Genomic DNA, 10592 nt, shown 5'->3' on the forward strand with positions numbered 1-10592 from the left:
GTCCGCGAGGGCGGCGGCCGCCCCGTCCCTCCTCGAAGGAGCACCATGTCCAACCTCGTCGTCCCCGCCCCCGCCGCCGGCGCCGCTCCGGCCGAGACCCGTCCGAAGAAGCCGCGCACCGGAGTCGTCGCCTCCCGGCGCGCGCGCTGGGGCTGGGTCTTCGTCGCCCCGTTCGGGATCTTCCTCGTGGTCTTCCTGATCACTCCGCTGATCTACTCGTTCATCCTGAGCCTGCAGAACAAGACCGTCGCCACCGGCAATCAGTGGGTCTGGTTCGCGAACTACGCCAAGGCCTTCTCGGACCCCCTCTTCCTCGAGGGCGTCTGGCTGGTGGTGCGCTTCGCCCTCATCCTGATCCCGATCCAGATGCTGGTCTCGTTGATCGCCGCGCTGATGCTGGACGCGCTCACCTCGCGGTTCTCGCGGTTCGCCCGGCTGATGATCTTCGTGCCCTACGCGGTGCCCGCGGTGATCGGCGCCCTGATGTGGGGCTTCCTCTACAGCCCGTCCTTCGGGCCCGCCACGGAGGTGTTCGGCTGGCTCGGTCTCGACGCGCCGAACCTGCTCGGCAAGGACTCGATCTTCGGCAGCCTGGTCAACGTCGTCACCTGGCAGTGGGCCGGCTACTACATGATCATCATCTACGCGGCCCTGCAGGGCATCGACCCCGCGGTCTACGAGGCGGCACGCCTGGACGGCGCGAGCGCGATCCAGACGGCGCTGCGGATCAAGATCCCGATGATCTCCTCCTCCATGGTGCTGATCCTCGTCTTCGCCCTCATCGGCACCCTGCAGTTCTTCACCGAGCCGCAGATCCTGCGCTCGCTGGCCTCGGGCTCGATCGACGCGTCGTACACGCCGAACATCTACGCGTACACGCTCGCCTTCTCCTACAACCAGTTCAACTACGCCTCCGCGATCTCCTTCGCGCTGGGTCTCGTGGTGTTCCTCGGGTCCTACCTGTTCCTGATGGCCACCAAGAAGAGGAACGGACTCTCATGAGCACCCTCTCGCTCGCCCCCAAGCGCGACCGCGTCCAGCGACGCGACGACGCCGTCCGGGCGCGGAGCCGCCGCGGCGGCCGCCAGCTGCTCCCGCACGTGATCCTGCTCGCCTTCGTCGTCTACTTCGCGCTCCCGTTCTGGTGGCTCGTCGTGGCCTCGACCAAGGACCAGGTCGGCCTGTTCTCGGGCACCGTCAGCCCGCTGTGGTTCGGCGACTCCTTCGAGTTCTTCACCAACATCGGCTCGCTGTTCACCTACTCGAACGGCCTCTACTGGAAGTGGCTCGGCAACTCGTTCCTCTACGCCTTCGCCGGCGGACTCGGAGCGACGGTGCTGTCGGTGCTCGCCGGCTACGGCTTCGCGGCCTACGCCTTCAAGGGCCGCAACGCCTTCTTCTCGCTGGTCCTGGGGTCGGTGATGGTGCCGGCGACGGCCCTGGTCATCCCGCTGTTCGTCATGTTCAGCACCGCCCAGCTCACCAACACCGTGTGGGCGGTCATCCTGCCCTCGATGCTCAACCCGTTCGCGGTCTACCTGATGCGCGTCTACACGCAGGACGCGGTGCCGGAGGAGATGCTCGACGCCGCCCGGATGGACGGAGCCGGCGAGATCACGGTGTTCTTCCGCGTCGCCCTGCCGCTGCTGCGCCCCGCACTCGTGACGGTGCTGCTGCTCTCCGTCGTCGGGACCTGGAACAACTACTTCCTCCCCCTCGTGATGCTCTCGAATTCGCAGCTCTTCCCGGTCACGGTCGGACTCGGCACCTGGCAGACCCAGGCGTCGGTCAACACCGGCGGCCAGTCGCTGTGGAACCTCGTCATCGTCGGCGCCCTGATCTCCGTCATCCCGCTGATCGTCTCGTTCCTCACCCTGCAGAAGTACTGGCAGGGCGGACTCTCCATCGGCTCCGTCAAGTGACGCCGACCGGCGCCGGGACTCCCGCATCACCGCTCACCTCAGCACGATCCAGAAAGGCTCTGCCATGACCGACGCCTCCCGCGCCGTCTCCCCGCCCGCGACCGCGCGCATCTCCCTCGATCCGGCTGCGGTGGTCGCTCCCGTGAATCCGCGGCTGTTCGGCTCGTTCGTCGAGCACCTGGGCCGCTGCGTCTACGACGGGATCTACGAGCCCGGGCACCCGACCGCGAACGAGGACGGCCTCCGCCTGGACGTCGTCGAGCTGGTCAAGGAGCTCGGCTCGACCACCGTCCGCTATCCGGGCGGGAACTTCGTCTCGGGCTATCGGTGGGAGGACGGGGTCGGACCGCGCGAGGACCGTCCGCGTCGCCGCGATCTGGCCTGGCACTCGCTCGAGACCAACGAGGTGGGCCTGGACGATTTCGCGAAGTGGGCGAAGCTGACCGGCAGCGAGATCATGTACGCCGTCAACCTCGGCACCCGCGGCGTCCTCGAGGCCCTGGACGTCCTCGAGTACGCGAACGGCAAGGCCGGCACGTTCCTCGCGGACCAGCGGATCGCGAACGGGTCGCCGGAGCCGCACGACATCCGCATGTGGTGCCTGGGGAACGAGATGGACGGCCCGTGGCAGGTCGGCCACATGAACGCGGATGACTACGGCAAGCTCGCCTCGCGCACCGCGAAGGCGCTGAAGATCGCCGACCCCTCGCTCGAGCTCGTGATCTGCGGCTCCTCCGGCTCCTCGATGCCCACCTTCGGCGAGTGGGAGCGCGTCGTCCTCGAGCACGCGTACGACGACGTCGAGTACGTCTCCTGCCACGCCTACTACCAGGAGTACGACGGCGACCTCGGCTCCTTCCTCGCGTCCTCGCTCGACATGGAGTACTTCATCTCCACCGTCGCCGCGACCGTCGACCACGTGAAGCACAAGCTGAAGAAGTCGAAGGACATCAAGCTGTCGTTCGACGAGTGGAACATCTGGTACCTCCAGGAGCACCAGGAGGAGGAGGCCGCCCTCGCCGCCGCCGACACCAGCGGTGCCCGGGAGTGGCCGTACGCGCCGCGCCTGCTCGAGGACGTCTACTCCGTCGCCGACGCCGTCGTGCTCGGCAACCTGATGATCACGCTGCTGAAGAACTCGGACCGGGTCACATCGGCGTCGCTCGCGCAGCTCGTCAACGTGATCGCGCCGATCATGACCGAGCCCGGCGGAGCCGCGTGGCGGCAGACCACGTTCTTCCCGTTCTCCACCACCGCGCGCCTCGCGTCGGGCTCGGTGCTGCGGCCGCGGATCGAGGTCGGGTCGTACTCCACCGCCCGGCACGGCGACGCGCCGCTCGTCGACTCGGTCGCCACGCTCGACGACGGTCGCGCGGCCGTGTTCCTGGTGAACCGCTCGACCACGGAGGCCCTCGAGGTCACCGTCGACGTCAACGGCCTCGGCGTCTCCACGGTCGCGGAGGCGGTGGCCCTCTTCGACGAGGACGTCTACGCGAAGAACACGAAGGACGACCAGAACCGCGTCGGTCTCAAGCCCGTCGACGCCGAGCTGGCGGACGGGGTGCTGACGCTGACGCTGCCCCCGGTCTCCTGGACCGCCGTCTCCCTGACGGAGTAGCGCCCGGGTGGGGTGGGTCGCGATACGCGGGCCTGCGGCCCGCTACTCGACCAGCATGGAAGGCGAGCTGCGCTCCCTGTTCTTCACGGCCCGTGCGTGCGCGGACGAGGGCGCGGGTGCGCGCGCGGATGCGCTCGCTCCATGCTGATCGAGTAGCCCGCGCAGCGGGCGTATCGAGATCCACCACCGCAGGCACCTCGGCCGGCGGGTCTCGATACGCGGGCCTAAGGCCCGCTACTCGACCGGCATGAAAGCTGCGGCCCCGCTGCTCGACCGTCAGGGGAGGAACGCGGGCCGGCGGTAAGGGCTGCCGCGGCGGCCGGTCAGTCCCGGTAGCCCTCGATGATCTGGCGGGCGAGGGTCGTGATCGGGGTGGAGGTCGAGCGCGAGCGGGAGCGGAGGATCTCGAAGGCGCGGTCGACGGTGGTGCGCTGGGAGTAGGCGATGATGCCCTTCGCCTGCTCGATCAGGACGCGGCTGTCGAGGGCGCGCTGCAGCTGCTCCTGGGTGACGGTGCTCTCGCGGAGCGCACGCTGGTGCAGGATGCCGATCGTCGCGACGTCGGCGAAGGCCTGCACGACGGCGATGTCGTCGGGGTCGAGGGTGCCGGTGCCGGCCTGGAAGAGGTTGAGCGAGCCGATCGTGGTGCCCCGCGAGCGCATCGGCACGCAGTGCGCGGCGCGGACGCCGAGGTCGCGCGAGCGGGTGCGGAACTCGGCCCAGCGGTCGTCGACCGCGAGCGTGTCCGGCACGATGACGGGGCGCCCGGTGTCGTAGCACTCGATGCACGGGCCGGCGGTCTCGAGCTGCAGCAGCTCGATCAGGCGGGTGTCCTCGTCCGTCGAGGCGAGCACCTCGAGCGTGCCCTCGGGGCTGGCGAGCACCAGGCCCGCCGAGACCGCGTCGAAGAGGGTCGCGCTGCTCTCGACGAGCGTCTGCGCGAAGTCGACGACGTCGTAGTCGTCGACGAGCGTGTCGGAGAGGGCCACGAAGGTCGCGATGACGCTCCGCTCGCGGGAGTTGATCACCATGAGTCGTCCTGAACGGTGAGCGGGCGGTCGGGGAAGCCGTCCTGGCGGGCGACGATGTCCTGGGCGACGTCGACCAGGGGGCGGTGCTGGGCGAACGCGTGGGCCCTCAGCAGCACGAGGGCGTCGTCCGAGTCGAGGCGGTAGCGGGCGATGATCATGCCGGTCGCCTGGTGGACGACCCTCCGGGACCCGGGGTTGCTGCTCACCTCGTCCGCGTCGTCGTGGAGCACCGCGGCGAGCACCCGGAGCGAGGTGGCGGGCGACTGCGCCGAGATCTCGGTGAGCGCGGCGTCGTCGAGGGTGATCGGGGCGCGGGTGTAGAGGTCGACGGCGCCGATCGAGAGCCCGGCGAAGGTGAGCGGGAAGGCGAACACCGAGCGCACGTCGAGGGCGTCCACCGCCTCGGCGAAGAGCGGCCAGCGCACGTCGGTGCCGGTGTCGAGCAGGGACACGGGGGCGCCCGCGGCGATCGCGTCCCAGCAGGGGCCCTGGCCGAGGTCGAGCTGGATCTCGTCGAGCCGCGCGGCCGTCGGGTCGCTGGCGGCGATCGTCTCGCCGCCGAAGGTGCGGCCGAGGGTGGAGATGGCGACGCCGTCGATCGGGTACCCGCGCAGATACGGGTCGCAGAGGACGGCGGAATCGGTCATCGCGCCTACCCTAGCCGCCGCGGTGCCGGGACGCGCGGGCCGGAGCGACGAGGCGGCCGCCGGCAGTGTCGACGCGTCGGCGGCGGCTCCGCGCCGCTCAGGCCGCGTCGGGTGGGACGTCGTCCTCGGCGTCGTTCGTGAGGATCGTGATCGCCGTGAACGGGGTGATCAGGATGAGTGCGGTGCTGGCGCGGCCCTCGCCGTGGTTCACGGTGAGCCACTGCGGGGTCTCCGCGGCGAGGGCGGCGTCCACCTCGACCCGGAGCTGGGCGGCGGTGCGGTCGCTCACCGTGGAGGGCGCTCCGTCGGAGAGGATGTCGAGCCGGCGCATCAGTGCGCCTCCCGGTCGATCGTGCGGACGTGCTCGGTGTCGGGCTCGGCGACGACGTAGAGGCCGCCGGCGGAGTTGGCGAGATCGGTGAGCGCGGCGATCCAGGCGGGGTTGATGCGGGGCATCCGCCCGCCGAAGTACTTGTAGCGCAGGCCGACCGCGGGATGCAGCCAGATGGCGCTGCGGCCGTCGCCCATGCTGTGGTCGTCGCGCCAGCTGAGCAGGAAGGACTCGTTGCGGCGGAGCTTCGCGGTGATGACGATCTGCAGGTGCGCGAGCACCCGATCCTCGAAGTCGATCTCGACGGATCCGTCGTAGAACAGTTCTCCCATCGCCGTCTCCAGCCTTCGTCACAGCCGGCGGGCGCCCGCGTGATCGACACCTTTCTCCAGTTCGACTCCGGCGGCAACCCCGACGGACTCTCGCTTCGATCCGGTCCCCTCCCCGATCTGTCAAGGACCTCCCCCGGGGCGGGGACCGCGACCGAGCATGGTCGGCATGAAGCACATCCTCTTCGCGGACAAGACGATCCTGCTCGGGGACGACGCAGCGGACGCCCTGGTGGCGTACCTCCCGGTCGAGGGCTGATGAGAAAGGAGTCGACATGGTCTGCGAGTTCCCGGTGTGGGTGCACCTGGCCCGGAAGACGCCGGTGCGCGCGGCCGTGCGGGGCCGGGTCTACGAGATCGGCGCTCCCGAGCGCCCGGACGGCGAGGTGCTGCTGACGGTCTGGACCGGAGGGCGCGCCGTCGGTCAGGTGCTGGCGACGGAGCCGCCGGTCTTCCGCCGCCTCGGCCCGCGGGCCGCCCCTGAGCCGCAGCCCGTGAGCGGCATCCCCGACCTGCTGGAGTGCGCGGCCGGGCTGCGTTTGACCGAGCGGGTCCGGGTGCGTGCCGGTCGAGTGGCCCCGCCGGGGCGCATCGGGCGAGGGCGGATCTCGATACGCCCGCTGCGCGGGCTGCTCGATCAGCAGGGGACGGGCCGCAGCGCGCGGCACTCGGTGCGCGTGTCGGCGGCTCCGCGAGATGCCACTTGTGAGCGCGACACGCCGAGGAATGCGTGCATAAGTGGCATCTCGCGGACGGGGGGAGGGGGGTCACTGCCAGAGGATGACGCGGTGGCCGGCGACGTCGGACACCAGCGCGGGGGTGTCGTAGAGCGCCTCGAGGTGGGGGGCGGTGAGGACCTCGGCGACCGGGCCGTGGTGGGCGATGCGGCCGTCGCGGACGGCGACGATGCGGTCGGCGAACCGGGCGGCGACGTTGATGTCGTGCAGGACGACGACGATCGTCACCCCCCGCTCGTCGGCGAGGCGGCGCAGGAGCTTCATCAGCACGACGCCGTGGCGCGGGTCGAGGTTGTTCAGCGGCTCGTCGAGGAGGAGGTGGTCGGTGTCCTGGGCGAGGGCCATCGCGACGAAGGCGCGCTGGCGCTGGCCGCCGGAGAGCTCGTCGAGGAAGCGCTCGCGGACGGCCGAGAGGTCCAGGGCGGCGATTGCGGCGTCGACGTGGGCGCGGTCCTCGGGGGAGGTGCCCCGGCCGCCGTGCGGGAAGCGGCCGTAGGCGACGAGGTCCTCCACGCTCAGGCGGATCGCGACGTGGTTGTCCTGGCGGAGGATCGCCAGGCGCCGGGCGATGTCGCGGGAGCGGGTGGTCGCGACGTCGAGGCCGTCGACGGTGACGCTCCCGCCGGTCGGCTTCACCAGGCGGCCGATCGTGGCGAGGAGGGTCGACTTGCCGGAGCCGTTCGGGCCGATGATCGCGGTGAGGCCCGCCTCGAGGGCGAGCGTCACCTCGTCGACGGCGACGACGCTCCCGTGCCGGGTGGTGACGGCGGTGGTCTGGATCATGTCAGCGGGCCCTTCCGGTGAGCACGAGGAGGAGGAAGAGGAGGCCGCCGGCGAACTCGATGACGACCGGCAGCTCGGTGCCGAAGCCGAGGACGCGATCGAGCGCGAGCTGCCCGCCGACGAGGGCGACCACTCCGACCGCGACCGCCGCCGGAATGCTGCGCAGGTGCCGGTGGCCGACGACGGTGTAGGCGACGTTGGCGACGATCAGGCCGAAGAAGGCGACCGGGCCCACGAGCGCGGTCGAGGCCGCCACCATCACCGCGACCGCGACGATCACGTGCATCACGGTGCGGCGGTGCTCGACTCCGAGGGAGACGGCGGTCGCCTCGCCGAGCGCGAGCACGTCGAGGGAGCGGCGGATCGGCCAGAGGGAGGCGATCGCCGCGGCGACGAGCACGCCGGTCGGCAGCAGCAGCTCGCGGTCGACGGAGGTGAAGCTCGCGAAGGTCAGGTTCTGCACGACGGCGAAGGTGTCCGGATCGAGGAGGCGCTGCAGGAAGCCGGTGACCGAGCGCAGCAGCACGCCGAGCACCAGTCCCGCGAGCACGATGACGTGCAGATCGAGTCGGCGGCGGACGAAGAGCCAGGAGTAGAGGGCCGTGACGACGCCGACCATCAGCACGAGCTCGATCAGCCAGGAGGCGAGTGGCGGCGCCGACACCAGCAGGGCGGGGCCGATCGCGAAGGCGGTCACCACCTGCAGCAGCAGGAACACCGCGTCGAAGCCCATGATGCCGGGGGTGAGGATGCGGTTGGCGGTGACGGTCTGGAAGAGGACGGTGCCGACTCCGATCGCCGCGGCCGCGATCACCATGCCGAGAACGGTGCGGGTGCGCAGGCCGAGCGCGTACTCCCAGCGGCCGGGCAGATCGGTGACGAGGTAGAGGGCGACGACGGCGACGGCGATCGCGGCGAGGAGCACCAGACGGGGGCCGGGGCTGCGCAGAGCCGCCGGCCGGAGGGTGCGGGCGGCGCGGCGGGGTGCGAGGGCGGTCACGCGGCGGTCCCCCGGCGGGCGGGCCCGATCAGCAGGCGGAGGAAGACGAGGCCGCCGAGGATCCCCATCACCAGGGAGATCGGCAGCTCGAACGGGAAGCGGACGGTGCGGGCGACCAGGTCGCAGGCGAGGACCAGGGCCGCTCCGAGCAGGGCGACGAGCGGCACGGAGCGGCGCATGGTGTCGCCGACGAGCCGGCTGACGAGGTTGGGCACGATCAGGCCGAGGAAGGGCAGGGCGCCGGTCACGACGATCATCACTCCGGTGACCGCGGCGATGATGACGACACCGGTGAGCATCACCGCGCGGGTGTCGAGGCCGAGGCCGCGCGCGGTGTCCTCGCCGAGGGCGGCGACGGTGAAGCGGTCGGCGGCGATCCAGGCCACGGCGGCGGCGGCCGCGGCGACGTAGAGCATCTCGTAGCGGCCGCGGAGGATGCCGGAGAAGTCGCCGATGCCCCAGTTCAGGAGCTCCTGCTGGGTGTCGGTGCGGTAGGCGAGGAAGGTGGTGGCGGCGCCGATCACTCCGGAGTAGAGGAGGCCGACGACGGGCACGAGGACGCTGGAGCGCGCCGGGATGCGGCGGGACAGCGCGAGGAAGCCGAGCACGCCCGCGAGGGCGCCGACCGCGGCCAGCGCCGCCTTCGCTCCCATCGGCAGCGCGGGGGCGAGCAGGAGGACGGCGAGCAGGGCGAGGGTCGCGGCATCGGTCGCGCCGGTGGTGCCGGGTTCGACGAGGCGGTTGCGGGTGAGCAGCTGCAGGATCAGGCCGGTGACGGCGAACGCCGCGCCGGCGAGGATCAGGGCGAGGGTGCGGGGGAGGCGGCTCTCGACGAGGACGAATGCGTCGAGCTCGGCGACCCCGAGGAACAGCGAGAGCGTCGCGAGGGCGGCGACGAGCGCCACCCCCGCGACGATCAGCGCGCGGACGGGAGGACGGACCACGCGGGGAGCGCTCAGCTCTGCATCGCGTCGTGCACGCTCTCGAGCACGTTCTGCACGGCGGTGAGGCCGTTGATCACGATGTAGAGCTCGCTCGCGGGCAGCTGGACGATGCGGTCGTTCTGCGCGGCGGGGGTCTGCGCGACGAGGGCGTTGTCGAGGGTCGCCTCGGCGGTGCTCGCGGCGCCGGTGGCCGCGCCGCGGTCGAAGGCGAAGATCCACTCGGGCGCGGCGGTGAGGAGGAACTCGTTGGTGACGGTGTCGCCGTGCGGGGATCCCTCCGTGCCGGGCAGCTCGGCGGCGGCGACGGCGGGGGTGAAGCCGAGCGAGTCGAAGAAGTAGCCGAAGCGGGAGCCCTCGCCGAAGGCGCTGTACTCGCCGCCGGAGACGGAGAGCACGAGGGCGCTGCCGTCGGCCCGGTCCTCGATGGTCGCGGCGAGCTGCTCGGTGGCGGCGGCCTGGGCGGCGACCTCCTCCTCGCGGTCGAAGATCTCGCCGAGCTGCGTGGCTCGCTCGAGGGCGGCGGCGGGGTCGAAGGTGCCGGCGTAGCTGCCGGTCAGGTCGATCGTGGTGGCGATCTCGGACAGCTCGTCGTACTGGCCGGTGCTGCGCGCGGCGGTGACGATGAGGTCGGGGTCCAGCTCGGCGACGGCCTCGAAGTCGGGCTCGAAGAGCGTGCCGACCTTCGGCAGGTCGGCGTACTCGGCGAGGTACTCGGGCAGGGTCGCGTCGGGGATCGCGACGACGGCGTCGCCGGCGCCGATGGTGTGCAGGGTGTCGAGCGTGGCGATGTCGAAGGTGACCACGGCGGAGGGGGACGCGGGGACCTCGACGGAGGTGCGGGCGACGGCCGTGTCCTCCTGGTAGGACTGCTCGCCGTCCTCGTCGACGAGAGTCAGGGTCGGCTTCGCGTTCTCGACGACGACCGTCTCGGCGGCGGCGTTCGTCGCGGCTCCGGAGGCGCCGGACGAGCAGCCGGCGAGGGCGACGGAGGCGGCGGCGAGACCGGCGATCAGCAGGGGGATGCGAGGGCTGGATGTGCGATGCATGAGGGTAGGCTAGCCTAACTCTCAGTAAGGGTGGCCTCAGTGCTGGCGGTGGGCGGATCTCGATGCGCCCGTTGCGGGGCTACTCGATCAGCATGCTGGGGGCGGGCGGCTCATGCTGGATGGTCCTATGGATGTCAAGCAGTGAGTCTGGGTGGTCGGAGGTCGGTGGCGAGGTCGTGGAAGACGCGGCGTGCGACGAAGCGC

At 71.1% G+C, this 10592-nt stretch carries 11 protein-coding genes; 3 read left to right on the plus strand and 8 right to left on the minus strand.

Annotated elements, in window-relative coordinates; all coding sequences use genetic code 11:
- Nucleotides 1-45: 45 nt before the first annotated feature.
- The 3 genes from EDF17_RS19480 to EDF17_RS19490 all read left to right on the plus strand — a co-directional run bounded on the left by EDF17_RS19480 (nt 46) and on the right by EDF17_RS19490 (nt 3540).
- Nucleotides 46-1002, plus strand: coding sequence for a sugar ABC transporter permease (locus EDF17_RS19480; RefSeq protein ID WP_123444559.1), 957 nt, complete (start codon nt 46-48; stop codon nt 1000-1002).
- Nucleotides 999-1922, plus strand: a complete 924-nt coding sequence (locus EDF17_RS19485) for a carbohydrate ABC transporter permease (RefSeq protein ID WP_123444558.1) — start codon at nt 999-1001, stop codon at nt 1920-1922. The genes EDF17_RS19480 and EDF17_RS19485 overlap by 4 nt, the downstream gene beginning before the upstream one ends.
- A 64-nt stretch (nt 1923-1986) precedes the next feature.
- Complete coding sequence (locus EDF17_RS19490) at nt 1987-3540, plus strand: alpha-L-arabinofuranosidase C-terminal domain-containing protein (protein ID WP_123444557.1); 1554 nt, start codon at nt 1987-1989, stop codon at nt 3538-3540.
- Nucleotides 3541-3863: 323 nt separating this feature from the next.
- Here EDF17_RS19490 and EDF17_RS19495 read toward each other — a convergent pair whose 3' ends face one another.
- The 8 genes from EDF17_RS19495 to EDF17_RS19530 form a co-directional block, all read right to left on the minus strand.
- Entirely contained in the window at nt 3864-4571 is a 708-nt protein-coding gene (locus EDF17_RS19495; RefSeq protein ID WP_123444556.1) for a GAF and ANTAR domain-containing protein, read from the minus strand.
- Nucleotides 4565-5218 (minus strand): GAF and ANTAR domain-containing protein, encoded by a 654-nt coding sequence (locus EDF17_RS19500; protein ID WP_123444555.1) that lies wholly within the window; start codon nt 5216-5218, stop codon nt 4565-4567. Before EDF17_RS19500 ends, EDF17_RS19495 begins: the two co-directional genes overlap by 7 nt.
- Before the next feature lie 97 nt (nt 5219-5315).
- The gene (locus EDF17_RS19505; protein ID WP_123444554.1) at nt 5316-5549 is read right to left on the minus strand and encodes a hypothetical protein; all 234 of its coding nucleotides are present in this window, start codon (nt 5547-5549) and stop codon (nt 5316-5318) included.
- Nucleotides 5549-5881 (minus strand): ATP-dependent DNA ligase, encoded by a 333-nt coding sequence (locus EDF17_RS19510; RefSeq protein ID WP_123444553.1) that lies wholly within the window; start codon nt 5879-5881, stop codon nt 5549-5551. Before EDF17_RS19510 ends, EDF17_RS19505 begins: the two co-directional genes overlap by 1 nt.
- Nucleotides 5882-6645: 764 nt before the next feature.
- Nucleotides 6646-7398: an ATP-binding cassette domain-containing protein gene (locus tag EDF17_RS19515; RefSeq protein WP_123444552.1), complete on the minus strand. Its 753-nt coding sequence runs from the start codon at nt 7396-7398 to the stop codon at nt 6646-6648.
- 1 nt (nt 7399) lies between these two features.
- Entirely contained in the window at nt 7400-8398 is a 999-nt protein-coding gene (locus EDF17_RS19520) for an iron chelate uptake ABC transporter family permease subunit (RefSeq protein WP_243732984.1), read from the minus strand.
- A complete protein-coding gene (locus EDF17_RS19525; protein ID WP_243732985.1) occupies nt 8395-9342 on the minus strand; it encodes an iron chelate uptake ABC transporter family permease subunit in 948 nt (315 codons plus the stop codon). Before EDF17_RS19525 ends, EDF17_RS19520 begins: the two co-directional genes overlap by 4 nt.
- A gap of 11 nt (nt 9343-9353) precedes the next feature.
- Entirely contained in the window at nt 9354-10388 is a 1035-nt protein-coding gene (locus tag EDF17_RS19530) for an ABC transporter substrate-binding protein (RefSeq protein WP_123444551.1), read from the minus strand.
- Between the last annotated feature and the right edge of the window lie 204 nt (nt 10389-10592).

The sequence above is a fragment of the Rathayibacter sp. PhB1 genome, assembly GCF_004362935.1.
In the GTDB taxonomy this organism is placed as follows: domain Bacteria; phylum Actinomycetota; class Actinomycetes; order Actinomycetales; family Microbacteriaceae; genus Rathayibacter; species Rathayibacter festucae.

Coding starts and splice junctions, on each gene's coding strand:
- EDF17_RS19515 (WP_123444552.1), bottom strand. CDS start 7,398: ATGATCCAGACCACCGCCGTCACCACCCGGCACGGGAGCGTCGTCGCC.
- EDF17_RS19505 (WP_123444554.1), bottom strand. CDS start 5,549: ATGCGCCGGCTCGACATCCTCTCCGACGGAGCGCCCTCCACGGTGAGC.
- EDF17_RS19485 (WP_123444558.1), top strand. CDS start 999: ATGAGCACCCTCTCGCTCGCCCCCAAGCGCGACCGCGTCCAGCGACGC.
- EDF17_RS19490 (WP_123444557.1), top strand. CDS start 1,987: ATGACCGACGCCTCCCGCGCCGTCTCCCCGCCCGCGACCGCGCGCATC.
- EDF17_RS19480 (WP_123444559.1), top strand. CDS start 46: ATGTCCAACCTCGTCGTCCCCGCCCCCGCCGCCGGCGCCGCTCCGGCC.
- EDF17_RS19500 (WP_123444555.1), bottom strand. CDS start 5,218: ATGACCGATTCCGCCGTCCTCTGCGACCCGTATCTGCGCGGGTACCCG.
- EDF17_RS19510 (WP_123444553.1), bottom strand. CDS start 5,881: ATGGGAGAACTGTTCTACGACGGATCCGTCGAGATCGACTTCGAGGAT.
- EDF17_RS19530 (WP_123444551.1), bottom strand. CDS start 10,388: ATGCATCGCACATCCAGCCCTCGCATCCCCCTGCTGATCGCCGGTCTC.
- EDF17_RS19495 (WP_123444556.1), bottom strand. CDS start 4,571: ATGGTGATCAACTCCCGCGAGCGGAGCGTCATCGCGACCTTCGTGGCC.